The organism is Asanoa sp. NPDC049573 (assembly GCF_040676615.1).
Classification (GTDB): Bacteria; Actinomycetota; Actinomycetes; order Mycobacteriales; family Micromonosporaceae; genus Asanoa.
Window position 1 is genome coordinate 46,601 of sequence record NZ_JBFAPI010000020.1, and the last position, 26,482, is coordinate 73,082.

Annotated in this window: 24 protein-coding genes, 2 tRNA genes, 1 other RNA gene and 1 pseudogene; 16 read left to right on the forward strand and 12 right to left on the reverse strand. The window is 69.3% G+C overall.

Annotation, left to right across the window (positions count from 1 at the left end):
- Nucleotides 1–390 precede the first annotated feature (390 nt).
- Both AB0J74_RS32395 and tadA read left to right on the forward strand, forming a co-directional pair.
- Entirely contained in the window at nucleotides 391–906 is a 516-nt protein-coding gene (locus AB0J74_RS32395; protein WP_363454802.1) for a tRNA adenosine deaminase-associated protein, read from the forward strand.
- Entirely contained in the window at nucleotides 903–1,367 is a 465-nt protein-coding gene (tadA, locus tag AB0J74_RS32400; RefSeq protein WP_363454805.1) for a tRNA adenosine(34) deaminase TadA, read from the forward strand. Before AB0J74_RS32395 ends, tadA begins: the two co-directional genes overlap by 4 nt.
- Here tadA and AB0J74_RS32405 read toward each other — a convergent pair.
- The 3 genes from AB0J74_RS32405 to deoD form a co-directional block, all read right to left on the reverse strand.
- Nucleotides 1,341–1,802 carry a thioesterase family protein gene (locus AB0J74_RS32405; protein ID WP_363454807.1) on the reverse strand — a complete coding sequence of 154 codons (462 nt, stop codon included), beginning with the start codon at nucleotides 1,800–1,802 and terminating at the stop codon, nucleotides 1,341–1,343. The genes tadA and AB0J74_RS32405 overlap by 27 nt on opposite strands.
- Nucleotides 1,803–1,807: 5 nt before the next feature.
- Nucleotides 1,808–2,440: a TetR/AcrR family transcriptional regulator gene (locus tag AB0J74_RS32410; protein ID WP_363454810.1), complete on the reverse strand. Its 633-nt coding sequence runs from the start codon at nucleotides 2,438–2,440 to the stop codon at nucleotides 1,808–1,810.
- Nucleotides 2,441–2,553: 113 nt separating this feature from the next.
- Nucleotides 2,554–3,261, reverse strand: a complete 708-nt coding sequence (gene deoD, locus AB0J74_RS32415) for a purine-nucleoside phosphorylase (protein WP_363454813.1) — start codon at nucleotides 3,259–3,261, stop codon at nucleotides 2,554–2,556.
- Nucleotides 3,262–3,351: 90 nt separating this feature from the next.
- Between deoD and AB0J74_RS32420 the strand changes: the two genes are divergently transcribed.
- A tRNA-Ser gene (locus tag AB0J74_RS32420) sits at nucleotides 3,352–3,438 on the forward strand.
- A 69-nt stretch (nucleotides 3,439–3,507) separates the two neighbouring features.
- Here AB0J74_RS32420 and AB0J74_RS32425 read toward each other — a convergent pair.
- Entirely contained in the window at nucleotides 3,508–3,963 is a 456-nt protein-coding gene (locus AB0J74_RS32425) for a VOC family protein (protein WP_363454816.1), read from the reverse strand.
- Between the two features lie 181 nt (nucleotides 3,964–4,144).
- Between AB0J74_RS32425 and AB0J74_RS32430 the strand changes: the two are divergent.
- Nucleotides 4,145–4,321, forward strand: a pseudogene (locus AB0J74_RS32430) (helix-turn-helix transcriptional regulator); the annotation flags it as partial.
- Nucleotides 4,322–4,432: 111 nt separating this feature from the next.
- Here AB0J74_RS32430 and AB0J74_RS32435 read toward each other — a convergent pair.
- The 3 genes from AB0J74_RS32435 to AB0J74_RS32445 all read right to left on the reverse strand — a co-directional run bounded on the left by AB0J74_RS32435 (nucleotide 4,433) and on the right by AB0J74_RS32445 (nucleotide 5,943).
- Nucleotides 4,433–4,975 carry a hypothetical protein gene (locus tag AB0J74_RS32435; protein ID WP_363454819.1) on the reverse strand — a complete coding sequence of 181 codons (543 nt, stop codon included), beginning with the start codon at nucleotides 4,973–4,975 and terminating at the stop codon, nucleotides 4,433–4,435.
- 114 nt (nucleotides 4,976–5,089) lie between these two features.
- Nucleotides 5,090–5,767 (reverse strand): uridylate kinase, encoded by a 678-nt coding sequence (locus AB0J74_RS32440; RefSeq protein WP_363454822.1) that lies wholly within the window; start codon nucleotides 5,765–5,767, stop codon nucleotides 5,090–5,092.
- Nucleotides 5,768–5,858: 91 nt separating this feature from the next.
- Nucleotides 5,859–5,943: transfer RNA gene (locus AB0J74_RS32445), tRNA-Ser, on the reverse strand.
- Between the two features lie 80 nt (nucleotides 5,944–6,023).
- Between AB0J74_RS32445 and ffs the strand changes: the two genes are divergently transcribed.
- Nucleotides 6,024–6,114, forward strand: an RNA gene (gene ffs, locus AB0J74_RS32450) — signal recognition particle sRNA small type.
- 23 nt (nucleotides 6,115–6,137) lie between these two features.
- On the opposite strand, the gene AB0J74_RS32455 is transcribed toward ffs, so the two are convergent.
- Nucleotides 6,138–7,124 carry a helix-turn-helix domain-containing protein gene (locus tag AB0J74_RS32455; RefSeq protein ID WP_363454824.1) on the reverse strand — a complete coding sequence of 329 codons (987 nt, stop codon included), beginning with the start codon at nucleotides 7,122–7,124 and terminating at the stop codon, nucleotides 6,138–6,140.
- Nucleotides 7,125–7,379: 255 nt separating this feature from the next.
- Between AB0J74_RS32455 and AB0J74_RS32460 the strand changes: the two genes are divergently transcribed.
- The 8 genes from AB0J74_RS32460 to AB0J74_RS32495 all read left to right on the forward strand — a co-directional run bounded on the left by AB0J74_RS32460 (nucleotide 7,380) and on the right by AB0J74_RS32495 (nucleotide 18,545).
- Nucleotides 7,380–10,940 carry a DNA polymerase III subunit gamma and tau gene (locus AB0J74_RS32460; protein WP_363454827.1) on the forward strand — a complete coding sequence of 1,187 codons (3,561 nt, stop codon included), beginning with the start codon at nucleotides 7,380–7,382 and terminating at the stop codon, nucleotides 10,938–10,940.
- A 143-nt stretch (nucleotides 10,941–11,083) separates the two neighbouring features.
- Nucleotides 11,084–11,392 (forward strand): YbaB/EbfC family nucleoid-associated protein, encoded by a 309-nt coding sequence (locus tag AB0J74_RS32465; RefSeq protein WP_363454962.1) that lies wholly within the window; start codon nucleotides 11,084–11,086, stop codon nucleotides 11,390–11,392.
- A gap of 17 nt (nucleotides 11,393–11,409) precedes the next feature.
- Nucleotides 11,410–12,003 carry a recombination mediator RecR gene (gene recR, locus AB0J74_RS32470; protein ID WP_363454830.1) on the forward strand — a complete coding sequence of 198 codons (594 nt, stop codon included), beginning with the start codon at nucleotides 11,410–11,412 and terminating at the stop codon, nucleotides 12,001–12,003.
- A gap of 480 nt (nucleotides 12,004–12,483) precedes the next feature.
- Complete coding sequence (locus AB0J74_RS32475; RefSeq protein WP_363454833.1) at nucleotides 12,484–13,488, forward strand: ABC transporter permease; 1,005 nt, start codon at nucleotides 12,484–12,486, stop codon at nucleotides 13,486–13,488.
- A 55-nt stretch (nucleotides 13,489–13,543) separates the two neighbouring features.
- Nucleotides 13,544–15,304 carry an ABC transporter substrate-binding protein gene (locus AB0J74_RS32480; protein ID WP_363454836.1) on the forward strand — a complete coding sequence of 587 codons (1,761 nt, stop codon included), beginning with the start codon at nucleotides 13,544–13,546 and terminating at the stop codon, nucleotides 15,302–15,304.
- 117 nt (nucleotides 15,305–15,421) lie between these two features.
- Nucleotides 15,422–16,435, forward strand: a complete 1,014-nt coding sequence (locus tag AB0J74_RS32485; RefSeq protein ID WP_363454839.1) for an ABC transporter permease — start codon at nucleotides 15,422–15,424, stop codon at nucleotides 16,433–16,435.
- Entirely contained in the window at nucleotides 16,435–17,475 is a 1,041-nt protein-coding gene (locus tag AB0J74_RS32490; protein WP_363454842.1) for an ABC transporter ATP-binding protein, read from the forward strand. Before AB0J74_RS32485 ends, AB0J74_RS32490 begins: the two co-directional genes overlap by 1 nt.
- The gene (locus AB0J74_RS32495; protein WP_363454845.1) at nucleotides 17,472–18,545 is read left to right on the forward strand and encodes a dipeptide ABC transporter ATP-binding protein; all 1,074 of its coding nucleotides are present in this window, start codon (nucleotides 17,472–17,474) and stop codon (nucleotides 18,543–18,545) included. Before AB0J74_RS32490 ends, AB0J74_RS32495 begins: the two co-directional genes overlap by 4 nt.
- Before the next feature lie 284 nt (nucleotides 18,546–18,829).
- Here AB0J74_RS32495 and AB0J74_RS32500 read toward each other — a convergent pair whose 3' ends face one another.
- Both AB0J74_RS32500 and AB0J74_RS32505 read right to left on the reverse strand, forming a co-directional pair.
- Nucleotides 18,830–19,189 carry a hypothetical protein gene (locus AB0J74_RS32500; protein WP_363454847.1) on the reverse strand — a complete coding sequence of 120 codons (360 nt, stop codon included), beginning with the start codon at nucleotides 19,187–19,189 and terminating at the stop codon, nucleotides 18,830–18,832.
- Entirely contained in the window at nucleotides 19,087–19,734 is a 648-nt protein-coding gene (locus AB0J74_RS32505) for an HNH endonuclease family protein (protein ID WP_363454850.1), read from the reverse strand. Before AB0J74_RS32505 ends, AB0J74_RS32500 begins: the two co-directional genes overlap by 103 nt.
- A 103-nt stretch (nucleotides 19,735–19,837) precedes the next feature.
- Between AB0J74_RS32505 and AB0J74_RS32510 the strand changes: the two genes are divergently transcribed.
- From AB0J74_RS32510 to AB0J74_RS32520, 3 genes are all read left to right on the forward strand, one after another.
- Nucleotides 19,838–21,310, forward strand: a complete 1,473-nt coding sequence (locus AB0J74_RS32510) for an MFS transporter (protein ID WP_363454965.1) — start codon at nucleotides 19,838–19,840, stop codon at nucleotides 21,308–21,310.
- A 44-nt stretch (nucleotides 21,311–21,354) separates the two neighbouring features.
- On the forward strand, nucleotides 21,355–22,848 hold the full coding sequence (locus AB0J74_RS32515; RefSeq protein WP_363454853.1) for a hypothetical protein: 1,494 nt from the start codon (nucleotides 21,355–21,357) through the stop codon (nucleotides 22,846–22,848).
- Nucleotides 22,849–22,961: 113 nt separating this feature from the next.
- Nucleotides 22,962–23,444: a hypothetical protein gene (locus AB0J74_RS32520; RefSeq protein ID WP_363454856.1), complete on the forward strand. Its 483-nt coding sequence runs from the start codon at nucleotides 22,962–22,964 to the stop codon at nucleotides 23,442–23,444.
- A 62-nt stretch (nucleotides 23,445–23,506) separates the two neighbouring features.
- On the opposite strand, the gene leuA is transcribed toward AB0J74_RS32520, so the two are convergent.
- Nucleotides 23,507–25,243, reverse strand: coding sequence for a 2-isopropylmalate synthase (leuA, locus tag AB0J74_RS32525; RefSeq protein WP_363454858.1), 1,737 nt, complete (start codon nucleotides 25,241–25,243; stop codon nucleotides 23,507–23,509).
- Nucleotides 25,244–25,471: 228 nt separating this feature from the next.
- Nucleotides 25,472–26,272 carry a hypothetical protein gene (locus tag AB0J74_RS32530; protein WP_363454860.1) on the reverse strand — a complete coding sequence of 267 codons (801 nt, stop codon included), beginning with the start codon at nucleotides 26,270–26,272 and terminating at the stop codon, nucleotides 25,472–25,474.
- Between the last annotated feature and the right edge of the window lie 210 nt (nucleotides 26,273–26,482).

The window sequence follows — 26,482 nt, forward strand, 5'->3', positions numbered from 1 at the left end:
GACCTCACGTGGTCGCGATGCCGCGCTAGGTAAGGGAATCGCTTCACTGTGCGACCGGTCTTGACTAACGGCTCGAGCATCGGAGACGCTGCCGCCATGGCTTGGAAAGTGCAGCGGCTGGATCCTGAGCGCAGTCGCCGCCGGATGCAGCTACTGGCCGAACTCGCGGGAGCGAAGTCGGTCCGGGAGCGCACCCAGCCGCGACGGCTTCAGGGCGACCGGCTCCGTGAATTGATCGCATCCCGTCGCCGTCTGGCCAGCTGACACGTCCCTCCTCGGGGCGTTGGCCGAGCCACCGGCGGCCTGACCGGCTACCGTCACGTTCACACCGAAAACGCCGGTGCACGGCGGCGGCCGCGCGCCACCGGGGGTCAATTGGGGGAATCCGCCGTGTCGTATTTCGCTGCAGCCGCACTCCGCGGTTCGGCCGGCTGGACCGCCGCAGAGGTCAACCTGAACGGCGTTGTCGACGTCGAAGAGGTCGCCGACCGTCTTCGCGACGCCGACCTGGACGCCGACATCTCCTTGCTGTTCGTCGAGTCCGACGACACCTATCTGGTGGTGCTGCGCCTCGACGAGGGCGAAGACCTACGGATCTTCGGGTCCGACTCGGCGTTCGCCGACGAGTCGCGGCTCGGCGCCCTGCTGGTCGGCGACATCAAGGCGCCGGCGATCGAGATCGACGAGGTGGTCGAGCGCAGCGCCGATGCCGATCCCGACAAGCCGGCCGCCGACCCCGATGCCGACCCCGTGGGTGATGCCGACCTGCTCGCCGACCTGGGTGTGTCGGCCCGGCGGCTGCTCGAGCTGTGCGCCCACGAGGGCCTGTTGCCCGCCGATGTCACCGCCGAGATCTGCCAGACGATCGGCTGCGGCGACGAGATCGAGGAGCTCCGGGAGGCGTGACGTCGGCACGGCGCGACCGCCACGAGGAATGGATGCGGCGGGCGTTGACCGTCGCCGCCGGCGACCCGGCCTCCGCCGACGTCCCCGTCGGCGCGGTGTTGCTCGACGCGGCCGGCAACGAGCTCGCGGTGGGGCACAACGAGCGGGAGCTCACCGGCGACCCGACCGCACATGCCGAGATCCTGGCGATGCGGCGCGCCGCGGAGCGGCTCGGCACCTGGCGCCTGGAGGGGTGCACCCTGGTCGTCACGCTCGAACCGTGCACGATGTGCGCCGGGGCGTTGGTGCTGGCCCGGGTGTCCACGGTGGTCTTCGGCGCGTGGGAGCCGAAGACCGGTGCGATCGGGTCGCTCTGGGACGTGGTGCGGGACCGGCGGTTGACCCACCGACCCGAGGTGTACGGCGGTGTGCTGGCCGCTGAGGCGGCCGACCTGCTACGCGGCTTCTTCCGGGCCCGGTAGCGCCGGCTTGATCAGGCTTGCGGCAACATCGCGGGCGGCTTGCGTCCAGGGTGTGGGCCGCATGGTGTCGGGGTCGAGCCGGACGATCGTGCGGCGGCCCTCGGCGTGCGTGGTCGTGCCGTCGGCCGAGGTGATCCGGAAGCCGTAGACGCCGCTGGTGCGGCCGAACGAGTCGAGCCAGAAGTGGATCGCCACGTCGCCGGTGCCCCGGATGGGCAGCCGGTAGCCGATGGTGAACTCGACGACCGCGTGGAAGCTGTCGGGCAGGGTCGGGCGGCCGTCGGCGAAACTGAACCCGCGTTCCTCCCAGTAGGCGGTCAACGCGCGTTCGAGCAGCAGCGCGTAGCGGGCGTTGTGCACGATCCCCATCGCGTCGAGGTCGTCGTAGTGGATGCGGACGCGCTCGATGTGGCCGTACTCCAGCACGGTTGTCATGGGTTTCATGCCTCCGGCAACAGGTCAGGATCGGTGGCGAGGGTGCGCAGGCGGTCACGGGCGGCGCGGCGCGCGTAGTGGTAGGTCGGCTCGGGCGACTTGATGCGGGAAAGCAGCACCGCGCTCAGGGCGAACGATTCGAGTTCGTACGCCAGTTGGCGGGTGTCTGTCTCGTCGCGCAGTTCGCCGGACCGCGCGGCCTGCTGCGCCAGGCCCTCGACCAGTTCCGACCACATCGCGAAGTGCTCGGTCAGCCGGTCGCGGACGGTGCCGGGGCGGACGCTGAACTCGAACTGGACTTTGGCGAAGAAGCAGCCGCCGGGCAGGTGGCGGTCTTCGTAGAAGCGGATCCGGTGGTCGTGCAGCGACCAGAGGCGGCGGATCCCGCGCGGTGCCTTCAGCGCCGGCCGCACCACGTGCTCGAGGAACTGCTCGCGGGCCTGCTCGATGGTGGCGAGTTGGAGTTCTTCCTTGGATCGCCAGTGTGCGAACAGCCCGGACTTGCTGACGCCCAGATCGGTGGCGAGTTGCCCGAGCGAGAGGCCGTCCAGGCCGTCTTCGGTGGCGCGGGCGACCGCGCGGTCGAGCACCGCCGCTCGGGTGCGGTCGCCACGCGCGATCCGGCCGTCGATGGTCACTCGGTCAACTTAATGGATTAACCGACCGACCGGTCGTTAATTTTGTTGTGGTGCGCGTCTCTTTTGTCGTGCGGCTCGTGCGGCTCGTGCGGTTCGTGCGGTTGCTGCGGTCGTCAGGCGATGGCCGTGTCGAGGGCGATCTCCACCATCTGGCCGAAGGTCTGCTCGCGCTCCTGCGACGTGGTCTTCTCGCCGGTCTTGATGTGGTCCGACACGGTCAACACAGTCAACGCGCGCGCTTTGAAGCGCATCGCGATCGTGTAGAGGGCGGCGGACTCCATCTCGACCGCGAGGACGCCGTAGTCGGCCAGGGAGTCGTAGAGGTCGGGGCGGTCGGTGTAGAAGGCGTCGGCGGCCAGGATCGGGCCGACGCGCATCTCGACGCCGCGGCGCTCGGCGATCTCGACGGCGGTGCGCAACAGGCCGAAGTCGGCGACCGGGGCGTAGTCGATCAGGCCGTCGAAGCGGGCGCGGTTCATGTTGGAGTCGGTCGACGCGCCACTGGCGGCGATCACGTCCCGCAGTCGCAGGTCTTCGGAGAGGGCGCCGCAGGAGCCGACCCGGATCAGCGTCTTCACGCCGTAGTCGTTGATCAGCTCGTGGGCGTAGATCGAGGCCGAGGGCATGCCCATGCCGGAGCCCTGGACCGAGACCTCGACACCCTGCCAGCGCCCGGTGTAGCCGAGCATGCCCCGCACCTGGGTGTAGCACTTGGCGTCGTCGAGGTAGGTCTCGGCGATCCACTTCGCCCGGAGCGGGTCGCCGGGCATGAGGACGCGTTCCGCGATGTCGCCGGGCTCCGCCCCGATGTGAATACTCATGGCGGCGATCCTGCCAGGTCGCACTGGGTGTCGTCCGCCGTGGTGGTGCCGGCGCGGAACCCCGCCCGGGGGTCGGGTAATCTCATCGGCGGTGGCGTGTCCGAGTGGCCTAAGGAGCACGCCTCGAAAGCGTGTGAGGGTTTACGCCCTCCGCGGGTTCAAATCCCGCCGCCACCGCCGTTGACGCCGGGTCCCTGCTGGGGCCCGGCGTCGCTTTGTGCGGTCTCGGTCGCCCGCCGGCGGTTCCTAGCCGAGCCGCTCCGAGAGTTCGATCATGTTGCCCCACGGGTCGCCGATCAGGGCCAGGCGGCTATTGATCTCTTTCAGGTCGAACGGCCTGCCGAAGATCGTGACGCCGCGCCGGTCGAGTTCGGCGAGGGTGTCGTCGACGCTGTCGACGTGGAGCGCGAAATGGTGATAGCTCGGGCGCTCCAGGCTGTCGATCACATTCGTGTAGTAGGTGCCGGGATCCGGATTGCCGCCGCCGAACAGCTCGACGTAGAAGTCGTCGTCATCGGGCGGCGCCAGGTAGGCGAGCTGCAGGCCGGCCCAGGACCATTCGGCGACGACGCGGAAGTCGAGCTTCTCGGCGTACCAGCTCTTGGCCTCGGCGTAGTCGGGCACACGCACGGCGACGTGGTGGCCGCGGGCCGAGGCGAACGGGCTGGACGGGTTCCTCGCGGGTGCTGCCTGGTCGGCCATGACACTCCCCTCCGACACCTCAATTCGCCACGTTAATCGGCGGGTCTGCACCGTTTCCCGGAAACCGGGTCTCTTGCCGCGTTGACAAATCCGAGCGGCAACCTTCGCAACCCCAGAATCGTCGGACCCACCGGTCAGCATTGACACCGACGAACCCATTCGACTCACGGGGTGATGGGCAATGCCGACGTTAGGGTTACGACTTCGCGAGCTGCGGCTGGAGCGTGGCTTCAGCCTGGCCGACCTGGCCGCGCGGGTGCCGTGCGACAAGAGCCATCTGTCCAGAGTGGAAAACGGTCATCGACGGGCTACACCTGAGCTGCTGCGCCGGGTCGAAGCGGCCCTCGCCGCGCCGGGCGAGCTTGCCCGGCTCGCCGAGCCGATCCGGCGGTCGGCGGGTGCGGGTGACGGCGATCTCGACCTGCGCCTGCTGGCGGGCTGTCTCGCGCTGCTGACCTGGTGGCTCGGCTCAACAGTTCCCGACCCCGTGCGCGAAAAGCCGCCGCACGGGCTCGGCGAAGCCGACGACGACCTTCCGCACGGTGTGCCCGTCGTGCATGAAGAGATAGGCCCGGTCGCCGCTGGTGACCATCAGCCCGTCGAACTGATGGCTGCCGGCCGGTGTCGCCATGGCGGTGGCCTGCGGATAGGTCGACCGCACGGTCGTCAGCGGCGTGCCCTCGCCGACGCCCTCCGGCGTGGTGAGCGGGGTGTGCGCCCACAGCAGCACCAGCCGGCCATCGGCGAAGACCGGGTCCGCCGCGCTGGTGGTGGTCAGGGTCGGGCCGCAGGCGGCGGCGGGGTGGGCAAGGGCGCCGACCCGGGTCAGGTCCGCGTCGCGCTGGCCGAGGTGCACGTCGCCGACGCCTTCGAAGTCGACCGTGTGGGCCGCGGTGGCCGTGCTCGTGTTCGACGCGTAGGCCGGCGACGGCTGCCGATCGGTCGCATACCCCGCGAGGAGCGCGAAGAGGGCAAGCGCAACGATGATCAGAGGGACCAACCGTGGCTTCATGTGACCTCCCCAGCACACAACGTAGCCGTTATCCACAGGTTTATCCACAGCGTGTGGATAGAACGTGTGTACGAGCGGGTGGGCCTTGACCTGGGCTTACGTGGCGCCGAGCGGTCAGCGGCGCCGCTGGTCGACCAGTCGGGGTGCGGCGAAGTCGCGGTTGTCGACAACCAGTTGCGCGCGTTCAGATGGCCGCACGTCGTCGAGATAAAGGCGCTCGCCCGGCAGATACTCGGTGCGATATCGCCGCTCCGCCTCTTCGGGGCCCGCCATCCACGCCTGGTCCCGGGCGATGCCCCTGCGCAAGACGTCGTCAAACGAGATGTCGACGAAGATCCGCAAGTCCCAGTGCTCGTCGAGTTCCCGCCGCTGCAGGAAGCAGCCGTCGGCGATCATGATGGCGTCTCGGTCCGCGCTGCGGATCGGTCCGTCGAGCATCGTCACGGCGGCAAGATCCATGAGCTCGCTGCGATAGCGGCGGGTTCCGCCCGGGCCGAGCGGGAGCAACAGTTCGTCGCGGATCGCGTCGTTGTCCCACGAGTCCAGGTAATAGCTCTCGGGCGAGTCGGTGGGAAACCTGGTGCGGGCCGCGACCGCGCGCTTGAAGTGGTCGATGCCGACCCTGATCACCTCGCGTGCCGTGCGCCCCCGCACCGCCTCGGCGAGCTCGTCGCCGAGTGTCGTCTTCCCGGCCGCCGAGCAGCCGTCGATCGCCACGCGCACCGGGTGCGGCCGCTCGACCTCGAGCACGGCCGTCGCCAACGCCGCCATCACGTCGCCCCGTTGCCCCACGACGCCTCCCCATGTGGTGGGGCCGGGAAAGGAAGGAGGGCCGGCCCGCGACGGACCGACCCTACTGAGAAGTTCGCGACTGAGAAACGCGCGGAGGATACGAGATTCGAACTCGTGAGGGTGTTAACCCAACACGCTTTCCAAGCGTGCGCCCTAGGCCTCTAGGCGAATCCTCCGTCGCACAGGATACAGGTCGGTCCGGAGCGATCCAGGCCACCCCAAACCCGGCGACGGGTCGTTCCGGGTAGGCTAAGGGCACCCCTCGTGCGGCGTACAACCTGTGAACCTCCCCAGGGCCGGAAGGCAGCAAGGATAAGCGGGCTCTGACGGGTGCACGAGGGGCCTTTCCATCTCTGGCGCCGGCTCCGCCTCACGACCACTCGGCCTGGGCGGCGTGCCAGCCGAGCTGCATCCGCGTACGGACACCGGCCAGTTCCATCATTCGCTGCACGCGGCGCTGGACCGTGCGCATCGACATGCCCAGCTGTGAGGCGATGGCGCGGTCGGTCAACCCGGCGAGCAGCAGCGAGAGCACCTGGTGGTCGAGGGGGAGCAGCGCGCCGGCCGGGCGCTGGTCGGCCAGCCCGCCGTCCGGGCCCAGGCAGAGCGGCCAGGCGTGCTCCCAGGTCGTGTCGAAGAGGGCCTGCAGCGCGTCGAGCAGGCCGCTCGGGTGCACCACCACGGCTGCGGGCAGGTCGGCGGCCTCTCCGGCCATCGGCAGGATCGCGAGCGAGCGGTCGGCGATCACGAGTTTGATCGGCACCTGTTCGGCCACGCGCACCTCTTCACCCGCGGTCAGCGCCGCGGTGGCGTTGGGCACCCCGTCGTCCTGCTCGAGGAGCGCACGTTCGAGCACCACCCGATAGCTGACGCCGCGCCCGACCGCGTCCGCCTCCGCCGCGTTGTCGGCCGGGTCGACCACCAGCGTCGTGGCGGTCACCAGGGCCTGCACCTCGTCGGTGGCGGTGAGCTGGAGTTGCTCGAAGCGGTGGCGGATGACCTCGACGCCGGTGATCACCTCGACCAGGTCCGCGGAGGCGCGGTCGGCGACCGTCGCCCGGTAGCGCGCCGCTAGGGCGGCCAGTTCCGCCTCCGCGCGGCGCAGTTGGTCGCGGCGCTGCCTCACCAGCGGGGTCAACGCGAGGGTGGGTGAGCTGGCGATGTGCCGACCGCCGGAACGGGCGGCCAGACCCAGGTCACGCAGGCTGGTCAGGGCGGCGTCGGTCGTCGGCAGGCTGGTGTCCAGCGCCGCCGCGAGTTCGGCCGTCGTCGCGGCGGGCCTGGCGACCAACTCGCGGTAGGTGGCCTCTTCGATTGGGCGCAGCCCGAGCGCGGCCAGCGGTGAGGTTTCGGTCACTGTTACTTCCCCCAGGTCAAGCGCTGGCGAGTATGCGCCATGACCTAAATACGACGCAACCGGAGCGTCCCGTGCCTGTCGTGCGTGTGCCAATGTGTGCGCAGTCGGCGCAGACCCCTCACCCCCCAACTGCGCCGGCTACCTCTTCCGATGTCCGGGCGTTGCCAAGCGGTTTGGTGGCGCCCGGATCACCGTTATGGGGCGGGCAACCTGTCGGACCGGCGTGAGAGGCTAGACGCCGTTGGGAGGGGACTCGTGGCGCTCGCGCTCTACCGCAAATACCGGCCCCGGACATTCGCCGAGGTGATCGGCCAGGACCATGTGACAGAGCCGCTGTCGCAGGCCCTGCGCAGTGGGCGGCTCAACCACGCCTACCTCTTCTCCGGGCCGCGCGGCTGCGGCAAGACCTCCAGCGCGCGCATCCTGGCCCGCTCGCTCAACTGTGAGCGCGGCCCGACGCCTGAGCCCTGTGGGGTCTGTGAGTCGTGCCGGGCGCTCGCACCCGACGGCTCCGGCTCGATCGACGTCATCGAGATCGACGCGGCCAGCCACGGCGGCGTCGACGACGCACGTGAGCTGCGCGAACGCGCCTTTTTCGCCCCGGCCGCCAGCCGCTTCAAGATCTACGTGATCGACGAGGCCCACATGGTGTCGACCCAGGGCTTCAACGCGCTGCTCAAGCTGGTCGAAGAGCCACCCGACTACGTCAAGTTCATCTTCGCGACGACCGAGCCCGACAAGGTCCTCGGCACGATCAAGTCGCGCACCCACCACTACCCCTTCCGGCTGATTCCGCCGGGAATTCTGCGGCCCTACCTCGAGCAACTCGCCGACGCCGAAAACGTGAAGGTCGATCCCGCGGTCTTCCCGCTGGTCGTCCGGGCCGGCGGCGGCAGCGCCCGCGACTCGCTCTCGGTGCTCGACCAACTGATCGCCGGCGCCGGCCCCGAGGGCGTTACCTACCCGCGTGCGGCCGCCCTGCTCGGCGTGACCGACGCCGCGCTGATCGACGAGATGTGCGACGCGCTGGCCGCGGGAGACGGCGCCGCCGCCTACGCGACGATCGACCGGGTCGCCGAGGCCGGCCACGACCCGCGCCGCTTCGCGTCAGACCTGCTGGAGCGCCTGCGCGACCTGATCGTCATGCAGCAGGTCCCCGAAGCCGCGGCCAAGGGCCTGATCGACGGCCCGGCCGACCAACTCGAGCGGATGAGCGCGCAGACCCAGCGCCTGGGCCCGGCCACCCTGTCCCGCAGCGCCGACATCGTCCACAACGGCTTGATCGAAATGCGCGGCACCACGGCGCCGCGCCTTCTGCTCGAACTGATCACCGCACGCATGCTCCTGCCGACCGGCGAGTCCGGTCTGCTGCAGCGCCTCGAGCGGATGGAACGCCGGCTGTCCATCGCGGGCGACCAGGATTTCGAGCCCGGCGAGGCGGCCGACGACTATTCCGGCCCGGCCGTGCTCGCTGCGCACGGGTCGGCCGCCAGCGCCCGGCCGCAGGCCGGCACCGCCGAGCACCGGCCTGCCGCGAACTACGGTTCCGGCTCGGCTGACGACGGCGGTCCCGGTTCGGCTGGTGGTGGCGGCTCTCGGCCGGCCGGCGGCGGCGCGGCCGCCGCGCGGGCTGCGGCTGCCGCCGCGGCAAGCCGCTCCGGCGGCGCCCGCCGCGGCGATGGCGGCCCCAGCGGCAACGTGGCCGCGAGTGGCCCGGGCGATGCCCGCCGCGGCGATGGCGGCTCCGCGGCCGCGAATGGCCCGGGCGGTGCAAGCCGCGGCGATGGCGGCCCGGCGGCCGTGAATGGCCCAGGCGGTGCAAGCCGCGGCGATGGCGGCCCCGCGGCCGCGAATGGCCCAGGCGGTGCCGGCCGAAGCGATGGGGGATCCACCGACAACGCGCCCGGCGGCGGTGATCCCGCGGCAGCCGGCAGCGCCGGCGGCCCGCGCCGCACCCAGGTCGTGGACGCCGACGACCAAGCCGGCGGTGACGATGGTTCGCGGCCGGCTGGAGACAGTGCGGATGGCGGGCGTCGCGGCGATGCCGCGCCTGCGGATGAGGCAGATCCGCTCGCGGCGGCCGACGCTGACTTTGACCCCGCGACCCGTGGCGGCTCCCGGGATCAGCGCACCGAACGGGCCGCGAGCACGGAGAACGACGCGCCGCGGCCCGGCGGGTTGGTTGACGAGCCGGTTGCGGTAACAGGCAACGACGACGGCGAACGCCGGCCGCGGCGGGTGCCTCCGCAGGCAGTGATGGCCGATCCCGCGACGCCTGAGCCGGTGATTCCGGAGGCGGCAGCACCGGGCGCGCTCGACGCGGCCTCGGTGCGCCGGGTCTGGGACGAGATCGTCGCCATGGTCCGGGTCAACAACAAGAAGATCGCCGCCCTGGCGAGTGAGGCGACGGTCCGCGACATCGACGGCGACACCCTCGTCCTCACGTTCCGGCATGCCTTCCACGCCCGGACGCTCGCCGAGAATCCTGAAGCGGTCGTCGACGCGATCTACGAGGTCCTCGGTGGTCGCTGGCAGATTCGCTGTGAGCTGGCCGGCGACCAGCGCGGCGCGGCGGCTGGCCCGCCGCCGGCGGCACGTCCGTCCGGCGGACGCGAGCCGAGCGGCAACGCGTCAGTCGCCGGCGGCCGCGAGACGAGCGGCAATGGCTCAGCGGCGGGCGGCCTGCCGCCGGGCAGGGAGCGCGGCGGTCGCGAGCGCTCGTCGAGCGGCCAGGGGGAGAGCGGCGCTTCGGGCGACCGCTCCGACGAAGACCACCAGGCGGCCCGCACCGACGACTTCACGTCGGACCGGGCACACCCTCCGCAGCGGTCCGACCGTTCGGCCCGAGAGGCCGGGGGGCCCAGCCCCAGCAGGGCCGGCAACCCCGTCGAGGAGCAGACGCCGGCAAGCGACGACTTCGATTCCGGCTGGGACGAGGTCGAGCCTCCGGCGGAACACGACGACTTCGGGCCCGGCCAGACCCGGGCGACCCAAGCCGGCGGCGCTCGGCCTACCTCCCCGGATCGTCGAGGCGCCGACAACCCTGGGCAACGCGCCGAACTCGCGGCGGACCAGGATCGACGCCGGCCCGACGGCCACGTGCGGGCGCGGCAGGACGAGCGGCCGCCCGCCGCGGATGCGGCCGAACGCCACGCGACCGCACCGGGCGCCGAGAGCAAGTCGACTCGCTCGGACGACGGCACCGCCCGGCGCCCGGCCGCGTCCGGCGGCGGCCGCGCGGGCGCGGAGGAGAAGCGCGAATCGAGCACGGCGACTACGCGCAACCCGGTGCAACCCGCGGATGACGACGACTGGCCGGAAACCGCACTACCCGGCGGCCAATCGGCGGATGACGGCGACGGTGACTGGCCGGAAACGCCGACGCCGACATTCAGCGTCCCGCAAGCCAGGAATGAAGTCGCCGAATCACCCGGCCCGGTCGTTGCGGCAACGGCGACGGCGACGGTGAGTGCGGCTGTCACCGCCACCAAGCCGGCTAAGTCCACCCCCGGCAGCGTCGGCGCCGCAGCGGCGGCGCGGGCGGCGGCGCGGGCCGCGGCGGGCGGCCGAGCCAAGCTGGCAACACCACAAGCCGATCCCGAATTCGCTGGTGAGCCCCCCTTCGACCCGGATTACGACGGCCCGGCGAAGGGTGCCGAGCGCAAACCCAGGTTCGAGGGTTTCGAGCCCGGCGACGAGCCGACCGACGACATCATCGACGAGAAGACCGCGCGGCAGAGCAGCGAACAACAGGCATTCGCGCTTCTCCACGAAGCGCTTGGTGCCGAGCGGATCGGTGAGATCGACCTCAAGTAGGCGCGCCTCGATAACTGCGGGCCCGGCAACAACAGCCACAGGCGCACCTCGGCCGCACCCGGTCCGATCACCCCACTAGTCTCTTAAGAGACCGACGGTTTCGACGACAGGAGTTCCCCGTGCGCCCCGGTGGACAGCCCAACCTGCAGCAGCTCATGAAGCAGGCGCAGAAGATGCAGCAGCAGATCGCCGACGCGCAGGCGGAGCTCGCCGACGCCGAGGTGACCGGCACCGCCGGCGGCGGGTTGGTCACCGCCACGCTGAGCGGCACCGGTGAGGTGCTCGGGGTGAAGATCGACCCCAAGGCGGTCGACCCCGACGACGTCGAGACGCTCGAAGACCTGGTGCTGGCCGCGTTGCGCAACGGCACCGAGGCGGTGCGTGCCCTCACCGAGGAGAAGATGGGCCCGGTCAGCGGCGGGATGGGCGGCCTCGGCCTGCCCGGCTTCTAGGAAACCAGGACACCACGGTGTACGAAGGCGCGATCCAGGACCTGATCGACGAGCTGGGCCGACTCCCCGGCGTGGGCCCGAAGAGCGCACAGCGGATCGCGTTCCACATCCTCGCGGCCGACCCGGCCGACGTCACCCGGCTGGCCAGCGTGCTCAACCGGGTGAAAGACCAGGTGCGGTTCTGCACCATCTGTTTCAACGTCGCCGAGTCCGAGCAGTGCCGGATCTGCCGCGACCCGCGGCGCAGCGGCGAATACCTCTGCGTCGTCGAAGAGCCCAAAGACGTCGTCGCGATCGAGCGCACTGGTGAGTTCCGCGGCCGCTACCACGTGCTCGGCGGGGCGATCAATCCGCTGGAAGGCATCGGCCCCGACCACCTGCGGGTTCGCGAGCTGATGAGCCGGCTCGGGTCCGGCGAGGTCAAGGAGCTGATCCTGGCGACCGATCCGAATACCGAGGGTGAAGCCACGGCGACCTACATCGCCCTCCTGGTCAAGCCGATGGGCATCGCCGTAACCCGGCTGGCCAGCGGACTACCGGTCGGCGGCGACCTGGAATACGCCGACGAGATCACCTTGGGCCGTGCCTTCGAGGGCCGGCGTGCGGTCTGAGTCACTGTCCAGAGAACACAGACCCCAAATCGCCGCAACTTAGGCACTGCAAAAGCCACTCATCGGGCATATGCGGGCAATCTGTCCGCTTCGATACCGGGGGCCGGTGTGACACTGGCCGTTACGTGTGCCAGCATGACCGTCACACCGAAGACGTTCTCACGTCCGGGCACAGCGTTATCCCCCGATTACCCGAGGTTCCGAGTTGGCAGGTCACATTGTCATTACGGGCAGGCCTGAAGTTGGTTACGCCCACCGCCCGGCCTTGACGCTGAGCGACGACGCGAGAAATTGTTCGGTACGCAGCGGCACGACGTCGCTGTCGTTCGCGCGCCCGTTCGGCTCAACACAGTCGGGCGGTCAACACGAACTCTCCACGTACGCGCCAACCGATCGGTTGTCGACGCGGCGGGGACCGGTCCGCCCTGCGGGCTTCACGGTCACCTGCGCGCGGCGGCCGGGGAAAGGACCGGGCAACTGATGGTCGTTGGCCCCGACGCGTCCATTTCCGATCAGGTCCCTGTCGGAGAGCCGCCGGCTGAAGCCGAGGGCTCCCAGAAGGCGATCGAAGGACGCTCCCTTGGCCAGATCGCCTGGCGCCGGCTGAAGCGGGACAAGGCCGCTCTCGCCGGCGGCATCGTGATCATCCTGCTGATCCTGATCGCGATCTTCGCGCCGCTCATCGTGCACGCGTGGGGTTACCCACCGAACTCCTTCCACCAGGAGACGATGGACCCGGCGACGCAGTCGCCCACCTCGACGTTCCCCTTCGGGCACTTCGACTCCAAGCACCTGATGGGTGTCGAGCCGCCGTTCGGCCGCGACATCTTCAGCCGCGTCCTCTACGGCGCCCGCATCTCGCTGCTCATCGCGTTCCTGTCGACCCTGCTCTCGGTGGTCATCGGCGCGACGCTCGGCGTCGTCGCGGGCTACCTGGGCGGCTGGGTCGACTGGGTGATCAGTCGCGCGATGGACCTGTTCCTCGCGTTCCCGATCCTGGTCTTCGCGATCGCGCTCGCCGGCGTCATCCCCGACAAGGCGTTCGGGCTCTCCGGTGACACGCTCCGAATAACCCTGCTGATCTTCATCATCGGCTTCTTCAACTGGGGTTACATGGCGCGCATCGTGCGTGGCCAGACGCTCTCGTTGCGCGAGCGCGAGTTCGTCGACGCGGCCCGCAGCCTCGGCGCCCGCAGCGGCTACATCCTCCGCAAGGAGCTGTTGCCCAACCTGGTGGCGCCGATCCTGATCTACGCGACGCTGCTGATCCCCACGAACATCCTGTTCGAGGCCGGCCTGTCCTTCCTCGGCGTCGGCATCAGGCCGCCGACGGCGACCTGGGGCGGCATGCTCAGCGAGGCCGTGCACTACTACACGATCCCGCACTACATGTTCTGGCCCGGCTTGGCGATCTTCATCACCGTGCTGGCCTTCAACCTCTTCGGAGACGGACTCCGCGACGCGCTTGACCCAAAGACGCGATGAGCTCCGACCGGTTCCACCCGAAGCCCCACCACCTCTCAACGAAGGGGAGCAGTAGATGAAGAGAAGGTTGGTGACTGGCGTCGCCGTTGGCGTCGCAGCCGCCCTCGCGCTCGCCGCCTGTGGCGGCGGGGGCACTGATTCCAACACCGACAGCAGCAGCGGTGGCACCACCACCACTGCCGCATTCGATGCCGCCAACGGCAAGGTGTTCAACCCGTCCGAGAAAAAGGGCGGCACCTTGAAGATGGCGATCTCGGACGACTGGGACTCGGTCGACCCCGGCGACACGTACTACGCGTTGTCGTGGAACCTCTCGCGGCTCTACACCCGTTCGCTGACCATGTTCAAGGTCGGCCCGGGCAAGACCAGTAGCGAGCTGACCGGTGACCTCGCCGAGGGTCTGGGCGTGCCCAGCGACGGCGGCAAGACCTGGACCTACAAGCTGCGGCCGGGCCTGAAGTACGAGGACGGCACCCCGATCACGTCCAAGGACGTCGAGTACGGCGTGTCGCGTTCGCTGGAGAAGGCCACGCTGGTCAACGGCCCGACCTACTTCAACGACTTCCTCGACCTCAAGGGCTACAAGGGCCCCTACTCGAGCAAGGGCCAGGACAACCCGGCGATCGACACGCCGGACGACCTGACCGTTGTCTTCCACCTCAACAAGCCGTTCGGTGGCTTCGACTACTTCGCGCAGATCCCGGCCACCGCGCCGGTCCCGGCCGCGAAGGACACGGGTGCGAAGTACAAGGAGCACGTGATCTCCTCGGGCCCCTACAAGTTCGCGTCGTACGACGCTGGCAAGGGCTTCAAGCTGGTCCGCAACGACCAGTGGGACCCGGCGACGGACCCCAACCGCAAGGCACTGCCGGACGGTTACGACGTGACGATCGGCGCTCAGGCCGACGACATCGACAACCAGATCATCGACGGTTCGCTCGACGTCGACATCGCCGGCACCGGTGTGCAGCCCGCGGCTCTGTCCCGCGTGCTCGGCCAGCCGGACCTCAAGGCCCGCGCTGACAACCCGCTCGCCGCGCGGCTGAACTACACCTCGATCAACCCGAACATCGCTCCGCTGAACAACATCGAGTGCCGCAAGGCCGTCGAGTACGCGGCGGACCGGACCACCTACCAGACGGCGTACGGCGGCCCCCAGGCCGGCGGCGAGATCGCGACCGGCCTCATGCCGCCGCAGATCCCGGGCTTCCAGAAGCTCGACGTGTGGTCGGCCGGCCCGGACAACAAGGGTGACCTCGACAAGGCCAAGGCCGCTCTGCAGGCCTGTGGCAAGCCGAACGGCTTCGAGACCAACGTCGCCTTCCGGGCCGAGCGCCCGAAGGAGAAGGCGGCCGCCGAGGCCCTGCAGCAGTCCCTCGCCCGGGTTGGCATCAAGCTCACGCTCAAGGGCTTCCCGGTTGGTGACTACTTCGCGCTGTACGCCGGCAAGCCGAGCTACCGCAACGAGAACAACCTCGGCCTGATGATCAACAGCTGGGGTGCTGACTGGAACGACGGCTTCGGCTTCCTGTCGCAGATCGTCGACGGCCGGGTCATCCGGGACACCGGTGGCTCGTCCAACCTGAGCGTCAACATCCCCGAGGTCAACAAGATGATTGACGAGGCGATCGCCGAGACCGACACCGCCAAGCGTGACGCCGAGTGGGGCGCCATCGACAAGCGGGTCATGGAAGAGGCCGTCATCCTCCCGGGTGTCTGGGGCAAGCAGGTCACCCTGCGCAGCAAGAACACCACCAACGTCTTCGTCAACGACGCGTACGGCATGTACGACTACCTGGCGATGGGCGTTCAGTAAATCCGTTCCAGCTACACCTCTTGGTTAGCAAGCACCCCCAAGTGAGGTAGGTGAAGGCGAGCGGCGGCCGGCCCGCCCCGGGCAACCGGGTTGGGTCGGCCGCCGGAGCCGAGCTTCGTGGTCACGTACATCATTCGGCGCCTGTTCGGCGCCGTGCTGACGCTGCTGATCGTCAGCATGATCACCTTCGGCATCTTCTACCTGGTGCCGCGGTGGGCAGGCGGCACGCCGGAAAGCCTGGCGTCCCGCTATGTCGGCCGGACGGCCAACGCACAGCAGGTCGCCGAGGCGGCCCACGGGCTCGGCCTCGACAAGCCCTTCTTCACGCAGTACTGGGACTGGCTGCAGGCCATCTTCGTCGGCCGCGACTTCGCGTTCGGCGCGACCCAGGCTCACTGCCCCGCGCCCTGCCTCGGGTACTCCTTCATCGGCCGCAACCCGGTGCTGCCCGACATCCTCGACCGGCTTCCGGTCACCGCGTCACTCGCCTTCGGCGCGGCGATCATCTGGGTGATCTTCGGTGTGGCCACGGGCGTGTTGTCGGCACTCAAGCGAGGCAGCGTCTTCGACCGCATGGCGATGGGTGTCGCGCTGGGCGGCGTCTCGCTCCCGATCTTCTGGACCGGCCTCGTCTCGCTGGTCCTGTTCAGCTACACCCTGCACTGGACCGCGCCGGGTAGCTCCTACACACCGATCGAGCAAAATCCCGGGGAATGGGCGTACGACCTGATCCTGCCCTGGATCACGTTGGCCTTGCTGTTCTCCGCGGCCTATGCCCGACTGACCCGTGCGGGCATGCTCGAGACGATGGGTGAGGACTACATCCGCACCGCGCGGGCGAAGGGCCTCAAGGAACACACCGTCGTGACCCGGCACGGCCTGCGCGCGGCGTTGACCCCGATCGCCACCATCTTCGGCCTCGACGTCGGCCTGCTCCTGGGCGGCGCGGTGCTCACCGAGAGCACCTTCGGCCTGCAGGGCATCGGCAAGTACGCCATCGACGCCATCAGTGCCAACGACATGCCGAAGGTCATGGGCTTCGTGCTCTTCGCCGCCGGCTTCGTCGTCATCGCAAACCTGATCGTGGACGTCGTGTACGCGGTCATCGACCCGAGGGTGAGGCTGGCCTGATGCCCGCTCCAGATGCCTTCCTCGATGTGCGGGACCTGCGCATCCACTTCCCCACTGACGACGGCCTGGTCAAGTCCGTCGACGGCCTGAACTTCTCGCTGCAGCGCGGCAAGACGCTGGGCATCGTCGGCGAGTCCGGCTCGGGCAAGTCGGTGACCAGCCTCGGCATCCTGGGGTTGCACAACAAGCGCAACGCCCGGGTGTCCGGCGAGATCGTGCTGGACGGCACCGACATCGTCAACGCCGACCCGGAGACGGTCCGCAAGATGCGCGGCCGCCGGATGGCGATGATCTTCCAGGACCCGCTGTCGGCGATGCACCCGTACTACACGGTGGGCACGCAGATCATCGAGGCCTACCGGGTGCACAACAACGTGTCGAAGGCGGTCGCCAAGAAGCACGCCATCGACATGCTGGGCCGGGTCGGCATCCCGCAGCCGGACCGCCGGGTCGACGACTACCCGCACCAGTTCTCCGGCGGCATGCGGCAGCGCGCGATGATCGCGATGGCGCTGTCCTGCGACCCGGAGTTGCTGATCGCCGACGAGCCGACCACCGCGCTCGACGTGACCGTGCAGGCGCAGATCCTCGACCTGATGCGTGACCTGCAGGAAGAGTTCAACTCCGCGCTGATCATCATCACCCACGACCTGGGCGTGGTCGCCGAGTTGGCCGACGACGTGCTGGTCATGTACGGCGGCAAGTGCATCGAGTACGGCTCCGCGGTCACCATCTTCGAGGAGCCCGAGCACCCCTACACCTGGGGCCTGCTCGGCTCGATGCCGCGGCTCGACCGCGGGGTCAGCGAGCGGCTGTTGCCGATCAAGGGCAACCCGCCGTCGCTGATCAACGTGCCGAGCGGGTGCGCGTTCCACCCCCGCTGCGCCTTCGAGGCGCAGACCGGCGGGCTGGGCTCGACCCGGGTTCCCGAGCTGACCGAGGCCGGTCGGGGCCACCTGGTGCGCTGCCACCTGCCGGTGGCGGAGCGCAAGCGGATCTGGCAGGAGCAGGTCCGCCCGAAGTTGGAGGCATCATCATGACGGAGAGCACCGCTCAGGAAAGCGTCGCGACGCGGCCCCTGAAGCAAGAGGCGCTGCTCTCGGTGAGCGGGTTGCAGAAGCACTTCCCGATCACCAAGGGTCTGTTCAAGCGGCAGGTCGCGGCGGTCAAGGCCGTCGACGGCATCGACTTCGAGGTGTTCAAGGGCGAGACGCTCGGCCTCGTCGGCGAGTCCGGCTGCGGCAAGAGCACCACCGGTCGCCTCATCACCCGCCTCGCGGAGCCGACCGCCGGCAAGATCATGTTCGACGGCAAGGACATCTCGCACCTGAGCACCGGCGCGATGCGTCCCTACCGGCGCGACATGCAGATGATCTTCCAGGACCCGTTCTCGTCGCTCAACCCGCGCCACACGGTCGGTGCGATCGTCGGTGCGCCGTTCGAGATCCAGGGCGTCAAGACCCAACACGGCGTCAAGCGCGCGGTGCAGGACCTGCTCAAGCTGGTGGGCCTCAACCCCGAGCACTACAACCGCTACCCGCACGAGTTCTCCGGCGGCCAGCGGCAGCGCATCGGCATCGCCCGCACGCTGGCGCTGAAGCCGAAGCTGATCGTCGCCGACGAGCCGGTCTCCGCGCTCGACGTGTCGATCCAGGCCCAGGTCGTCAACCTGCTCGAAGACCTGCAGGCCGAACTCGGCCTGACCTACGTGGTGATCGCCCACGACCTCTCGGTCGTCCGGCACATCTCGGACCGGGTCGCTGTCATGTATCTCGGCAAGATCGTCGAGGTCGCCGACCGCGAGACGCTCTACGCCAACCCGCGGCACCCTTACACGGTCGCCCTGATGTCGGCGGTTCCGGTGCCCGACCCGCGCCGGCGCGCCTCCAACCAGCGCGAGCGGGTGCTGTTGACCGGCGACGTGCCGAGCCCGATCGACCCGCCCTCCGGCTGCCGCTTCCGCACCCGCTGCTGGAAGGCGCAGGACATCTGCGCCACGGAAGAGCCGCCACTGGTCGTTCGGCCCGGCGACTCGGCCGACCACCAGACCGCGTGCCACTTCCCGGTCGCCGACGACGAAGAGGTAGTCGGCCGCACCAAGGCAGCTTAAAGACGAGATACACCGGTTCCCGGGCCCGTCGGGGGCGCGACCGTCGCTCCCGCCGGGGACGGGTTCTTCTCGCTGGCGCCTTTAAGGCACGAAGGGCCATGTCCCGGGCCCGTCCGGGGCGCGACCGTCGCTCCCGCCGGGGATCGCTCCGCTTCGCTGCGCTTGCCAGGTCCGCCGTTGGTTACGGTCACGGCCAAAGTGCGCCGGCTGGGCCGGCGGAGCGAAACCGCCGGCCACTGCGTGCTTGCGGCCGGCTGACAGCGGACGTCGTTGCGCGGGGTGGGCTAGCCCGATGGGCGGTGGAGTAGGGCCAAGGCGATCGAGTGGACCGCGTCCAAGTCGGCGGGGTCCTTCAGCGACGCCTTGCCGCCGGTCACCGCGTACCACTCGGCGGCGTCTTTGTATTGGATCTTCAGGATGACGTTGCCTCCGGTCAACTCGGAGCGCAACGTCAGGTCGCCGGTGATGACGCCGACCTCGTCGGTCATCACCCCGCCCGGGCCGGCGGTCAGGTCGGATTGTCTGGCGCTGTCATCGGCCATCAGCAGGTCTCCAGCATGTCGGCGAGCGCGTCCTTCTCGGTGCTGGTCACCGTCAGCTTCCAGTAGTGCTTGACGGCGATCCAGTCTTGCGCGTACTCGCACCAGAAGCTCCGGTTGCTCGGCTTCCACTGCGACGGGTCCTGGTCACCTTTTGCCCGGTTGCTGTTGAGCGAAACCGCGAAGAGTTGCGGCCTGGTCAGGTCGTTGGCGAAGTCGCCGCGCTTCTTGTCGTCCCACTCATCGGCGCCGGACCGCCAGGCGTTGGCCAGCGGCACCATGTGGTCGATGTCCATATCGGCGGGATCGGTCAACACCTTGTTGTCGTAGACGCTGACCCACCGCCCGCCGACCACGTTGCACCCGCTCAGCTCGACACCCGAGCCGTCTCGCCGCAGCACCGTGTCACGCACGTCACAGTTCTTGCCGGCCTTGCGCCAGTGCGGGAAGTGCTCCCGGCTGTAGCCGCTCATCGAGCCCGACCGGGCAACGGTCAACTGGTCGAGCAGGCCGGTCGATTCGGTGGCCGGAACACCACTTCCGGTGGTTCGTGGGCCGGCCGAACCGGGCTCAACCGGGACGCAACCGGCGGCGCCGGCCAGCACGGCGACAGCGACAAGAACATTGACGAAGATGCCAGGGGTACGCACGTCCTAAGCGTGCGCCCTGGTGACCACAGTGGCGAGAACCGCCCGTACCTTCGGCGATTCGTTGGTAGTCCGGGACCGCTCGGGGCAGATTGGGCAGATGACCATGGCCACCCCCCTCCGGCTGAAGTCAGCGGCCGGTCGCGGCGTGCTGTTCGCCACCATCCTCGCCTCGGGGATGGCGTTCCTCGACGGCACGATTGTCAACGTCGCGTTGCCGCACATCGGGGCGGACCTGGGTTCGACCGTCGCCGGTCTGCAATGGACCGTCAACGGCTATCTGCTCACGCTCGCGGCCTTCGTGCTGCTCGGCGGTTCGCTGGGCGACCGCCTCGGCCGCCGGAAAATCTTCATGATCGGCATCGTCTGGTTCACCATCGCGTCGGTGCTCTGCGCGGCCTCGCCGACGATCGGCATGCTGATCGGTGCCCGCTTCCTGCAGGGCGCCGGCGCAGCGCTGCTGACCCCGGGTTCGCTGGCCATCATCCAGGCGTCGTTCCAGGCCGACGACCGTGGCAGGGCGATCGGCATGTGGTCGGGCTTCTCCGGCATCTCCACCGCGCTCGGCCCGTTCGTCGGCGGCTACCTGATCGACGCCCTCTCCTGGCGGTGGGCCTTCCTGATCAATGTGCCGCTCGCCGTGCTGGCCATCCTCGCGTCGGTCCGCTGGATCCCGGAGAGCCGCGCGCCGAAAGAGGCCACCCGGTTCGACGTGACCGGCGCGGCGCTGGCCGCCCTGGCACTGGCCGGCATCACGTTCGCGCTGATCGAGGCGCCCGACGACGGCTGGGGCTCGGTGCTGGTGGTCGGCGCGATCGGCGTCGGCGTGGCCTGCGCGATCGCGTTCGTGCTGGTCGAACGGCACAAGGGCGACGCGGCGATGACCCCGCCTGCGCTGTTCCGCAGCCGCGTCTTCACGGTGCTCAACCTCTACACCGTCGTCGTGTACGCCGCCCTCAGCGGCCAGAGCTTCTTCCTCGCCGTGACCCTGCAGAACGTCGCGGGGTACGACGCGTTGCAGACCGGCCTGGCCACGTTGCCCGCGACCGGGCTGATGCTGTTGCTCTCGGCCCGCTCGGGCGACCTGGCCACCCGGATCGGGCCGCGCTGGCAACTCACGGCCGGCCCGTTGATCGCCGCGATCGGGATACTGCTGCTGCGCGGTATCGGGCCGGACGCCGACTATCTGACCGACGTACTCCCTGGTGTGCTGCTCTTCGGTCTCGGTCTGACCACGCTGGTGGCGCCGTTGACCACCGCCGTGCTCGCCGCCGTCGACATGCGGCACTCGGGCATCGCGAGCGGAGTCAACAACGCCGCGGCCCGGGCCGGTGCCCTGATCGCGATCGCCGCGCTGCCGCTGCTGGTCAGCCTCACCGGCGAGGCCTACCAGGTGCCGGCCGAGCTGACCGCGGCCTTCCGCTCGGCAATGCTCTGGTGCGCGGGCCTGATGGCGGCCGGTGCGCTGCTGGCGCTGATCTTCTGCGTCGGGTTGCCCAGGGTCTTCTGGCACCGCGCGGTGACCACCATGACGACGGCCTCCCACTCGGTCCACCCTGTGCGCGAGGGCGATGCCTGAAAAGGGGACAGCGGCCCGATGATCTTTGACAATATGCTGCGCCGGTGCGTGTGAAATCCAAGATCGCGATTACCGTCGCCGCGCTGGTCGGCGCGACCGGCGCCGTTGCCGTGGCATCGCCGGCACTGGCCGACATACCCCGGCCGAAGATCATCGGCAGCTCCGTGTGTGACCCGGCCAGCGCCACCCACACGATGACGACGACCATCACCAATGCCACCGAGACCCCACTGGCCGTCACGCAGGTGTCCGCCAGCCCCGGCGCCCCGGTCAGCAGCATCAGCGGCATCGCGGTCGGTGACGTCCTGCCGCCGGCGTCGCAGGGTTCGCTAGTCGTGACCATGACCGTGCACAGCTACCAGGCGAACCAGGCCGCGGTCATGTCGTTCCGGCTCGAAGGCTCTACCGTCACGTACTCGGGTGGCCTGCTCCTGCCGCTGTGTGGTGAGCCGGTGCAGCCGACCGTCGCATTCGCCTCGCACTGCGACGAGTTCGAGATCACCGTCGCGATGCCGGCGGGTGGCTACGCGGCTCCGATGCACATCGACTACGCCAACCAGCCGACGTTGGTGGTCGAGCCCGGCGGCGCGGCGAAGACCTGGCGGTTCGCCTGGAACAAGGTGAACGTGCCGGTCGACGTGTGGATCGCGGGTGTCGGCCCGGTGGCGACGGGGCGCTGGACGAAGCCGTCGTCGTGCGAGCCGCCGCCGCCCCCGCCGCCGGCTTCGCTGGGTGTCTTCAACCTGTTCTCGCTCGCCAACTTCCGCTACGTCATCACAGCCGCCAGCGGGCCCAACAACCAGGGTCTGGTCGACTCGGTGCGGGCCATCGAGATCGCTCCGGAGGCCAAAGAGGCCGACTTCGAGTTCTTCGACGCCGGCGGTGGTGACGTCGCCATCAAGCAGCGCGCCAACAGCTCGCGGTTGACCGTGGTCAACGAAACAACCGCATTGCGTTGGACGTGGACCGACGCGATCACCGACGCGCAGCGGTTCCAGGTCATCGGCAACAGCGACGGCACGGTCAGCCTGCGGTCAAGGGTCAACGGCAAGTACGTGACCGCCGAGAAGGCCGGTGCGCAGCCGCTGTTCGCGAACCGGGCGGCCATCGGGCCGTGGGAGAAGTTCAACCGCTACGCCGACAACACGGGCCCCGGCCCCATCCACGCGGGTGTCAACAGCATGTTCGTGACCGCGGAGAAGGCCGGCGCGCAGCCGCTGATCGCCAACCGCGGTGTCGTGGGCCAGTGGGAATATTTCACGGTCGAGGACCTGGGCAACGGCAACGTCGCGCTCAAGTCGCTGGTCAACGGCAAGTACGTGACCGCCGAGAAGGCCGGCGCCCAGCCGCTGATCGCCAACCGGGCCGTCGTCGGGCCGTGGGAGACGTTCAAACTGATCACCAACGCCGACGGGACGCAGAGCCTGCAGGCACAGATCAACGGGAAGTACGTGACCGCCGAGTCGGCCGGCAAGAAGGCGCTGATCGCCAACCGGACGGCCATCGGACCGTGGGAGAAGTTCGCCATCTACGGCTGAGCCAGGCCGGGGCTCGGCACCGAATTCGGTGCCGGGCTCCGGTTGCCGGCGCCGGTGCCGTTGCGATCGCACCGCCGGTCTCCCGCTGCGACGCACTGGAGATCACGGCCGAGATGCCGGCGAACGGCCATGCCCTTCCCCTGAGCATCGCCAACCGCACCGTGATCGGGCGGTGGGAGAAGTTCACCCGGTTCGCCGCCGGCGCCGGGCCCGCGCCGATCCTCGCGGTGATCAACAGCGGCTATGTGACGGCCGAGTCGGCGGGCAAGAAGCCTCTGATCGCCAACCGAGGCGTGCCCGGTTTGTGGGAGTTCTTCTTCGTCGAGGACCTCGGTGGCGGCAAGGTCGCGCTGAAGTCGCTGGTCAACGGCAAGTATGTGACCGCGGAGAAGGCCGGTGCGCAGCCACTGATCGCCAACCGGGCCGCGGTCGGGCCGTGGGAGACGTTCACGGTGATCGCCAACGCCGACGGGACGGAGAGCCTGCGCGCGCAGGTCAACGGGAAGTACGTGACGGCCGAGAAGGCCGGTGCGCGGCCTTTGATCGCCAACCGGGTCGCGATCGGGCCGTGGGAGAAGTTCAACCTGCTGCGCTGAAACAGCCCGGAGCCCGGCACCCGTGTTCGGGTGCCGGGCTCCGGTCTTACCGGGATCGCCGGTTACTTGCGGGCGCGGTTGACCGCGCTGGTGATCGCCCGCATCGAGGCGTTGACGATGTTGGGGTCGAGGCCGACGCCCCAGACGGTCTTGCCGTCGACGTCGCATTCCACATAGGCCGCGGCCCGGGCGTCGCCACCCGACGACATGGCGTGCTCCGCGTAGTCGAGCACGCGGACCCGGATGCCCATGCTCTGGATCGCGTTGACATAGGCGTCGATCGGGCCGTTGCCGATCGCGGTCAACACGCGCTGCTCGCCGGCGAAGCCGACGGTCGCCTCGACCTCCACCTTGTCCTCGACGGTGGCGGTCGCGTACCCCTGCAGCGTGATGTCGTTGGCCCGCGGCGTGAGGTATTCGGCCGCGAAGATCTCCCACATCCGCTCGGGTTCGACCTCGCCGCCCTCGTTGTCGGTGAAGCCCTGCACCACGCCGGAGAACTCGATCTGCAGCCGGCGCGGCAGGTCGAGGTTGTGCTCCTCTTTCATGATGTAGGCGACGCCGCCCTTGCCGGACTGCGAGTTGACCCGGATGACCGCCTCGTAGGTGCGGCCCACGTCGCGCGGGTCGATCGGCAGGTAGGGCACGCCCCAGGCGAAGTCGTCGATCGGCACGCCGGCTTCCTTGGCGTCCTTGGCCAGGGCGTCGAGGCCCTTCTTGATCGCGTCCTGGTGCGAGCCGGAGAAGGCGGTGTAGACCAGATCACCGGCGTACGGGTGGCGCTCGTGCACCGGCAGTTGATTGCAGTATTCGACCGTGCGCTTGATCTCGTCGATCCGGCCGAACTCGATCTGCGGGTCGACGCCCTGCGAGAACAGGTTGAGGCCCAGCGTGACCAGGTCGACGTTGCCGGTGCGCTCGCCGTTGCCGAACAGGCAACCCTCGACCCGGTCGGCGCCGGCCAGCACGCCCAGCTCGGCGGCGGCGACGGCGGTGCCGCGGTCGTTGTGCGGGTGCAGGCTCAGCACGACGCTCTCCCGCCGGGGCAGGTTGCGGTGCATCCACTCGATCGAGTCGGCGTAGACGTTGGGCGTGGCCATCTCGACGGTCGCCGGCAGGTTGATGATCAGCGGGCGGTCCGGGGTCGGGTCGATCACGTCGATCACGGCGGAGCACACCTCGAGCGCGTACTCCAGCTCGGTGCCCGTGTAGGACTCCGGCGAGTACTCGTAGAAGATCTCGGTGTCCGGCGTGTGGATCTCCGCGTATTTCTGGCAGAGCCGCGCACCGCTCGTGGCGATGTCGGTGATGCCGTCCTTGTCGAGGCCGAACACCACCCGGCGCTGCAGCGTCGAGGTCGAGTTGTAGAAGTGCACGATCGCGCGCTTGGCGCCGCGCAGCGACTCGAACGTGCGGTCGATCAGGTGCTCGCGACACTGGGTCAGCACCTGGATCGTCACGTCGTCGGGGATCATGTCGTCTTCGATGAGCTGGCGGACGAAGTCGAAGTCGGTCTGGCTGGCCGACGGGAAGCCGACCTCGATCTCCTTGTAGCCCATCTCGACCAGCAGGTGGAACATCCGGCGCTTGCGCTCCGGCGACATCGGGTCGATCAGCGCCTGGTTGCCGTCGCGGAGGTCGACGGCGCACCAGCGGGGCGCGATCTCGACGCGGCGGGTGGGCCAGGTGCGGTCGGGCAGGTCTACGCCGAACTGTTCGTGGTAGGACGCGTAGCGCTGGAAAGGCATGCGGCTGGTGCTCTGGCGGGCGATGGGATTCATGGACGTGACGTCAGACATCGCTGAGGCTCCTGAGGCATTGTCATGGGCGCCGTCGGTCGGCTGGGAAGTTGAAGATCTTCGTGCAGGAGCGGACGGCGCGACTCAGCTCCGCGACGGGGTGCCGGCCTGAGAGGCCCCGTCGCGGCACTTAAGCAGGAGGTCGCGATGCCACATGACAACGATCACCCTACGTGACCTCGTGGGCGTTTTGCCAAGCACCTTCCGGACTCTGAGACAGAAGTCTCGTCAGGTCGCCGGTTGGGTACTCCCCGTGACGCTCGGCGTGGGTGTCGGCGGGGCAGCCATTCCGAGCGGCTTGCCGTCGCTGACCGGGCCGGGCATCGCGACCGTTGCCGGCGCCGGGCCGGGCGCGCCGGCCAGCACCAGATCGCCGTAGTCGAGCCGGGCGGCGGTCAGTGTGCCGTCGGCGTCGTAGCAGTAGATCCCGACATCGAGGGCGGCGCTGACGGAGGCCGTCGTGGTCTCCACCGCGAAGCAGGAGCCGCGGGCACCGGGCACCCGCGCGGCGGTCGAGACGGCCAGCGGCGCACCCTGGTCGGTCAACACGTGGCGGACGGTGACCAGCGGGCGTTGCACCTGCGGGTCGATGGCCGCCGGCACCTCGGCGTCGCGGTTGCCGATCTGCACGCAACTCGGCGTGACCGCCTCGTCGGCCGACGGCAGGGCGCACTGGAAGAGGCCGATCTCGTTATGGACGATCGAGATGTCGACCGTGCCGCCCAGCGCGAGATCGGGAACGTCGACCCGCCAACTGCCGTCTGTCGCGATCGTGACCGAGACGCTGCGCTCCTTGTCGCCGGCGCGGTAGGTGTAGATCGCGGTGAGCGTGCGGTCCTGTGCGGCGGCGGCCAGCGCGGCCAGTTGGTCGCGCGCGGCGGCTTCGGCGGTCGGCGTAGGGCCGGTCGGGGTCGGCTCGGTGGGCGCCGGGTCGGGATCCGCGCCACAGCCGGTGAGCAGCAGCACGCCGGCCAGCGCGCCGGCGAACCACCGGCGCGGGCCCACCCCGTACGCCCACACAAGGTTCATTGTGGGGGTCCTGCCATGTAGACCGGTCCATGCGTGCCGGCGTGTCTCCGGTCTGGTGGAACTTCTGATCGTGAACGGTGTGTGACGGTCCGTCAGATGGTGGGATCGCGACTCCCCTCACACCCTGGCCGCCGGTACCCTGACGGGGGAAAATCGCGCGCCGCCGGCGGCCAACCCGGCGGCGTTGGCACGTTCGCCTCGTGGCGTCGA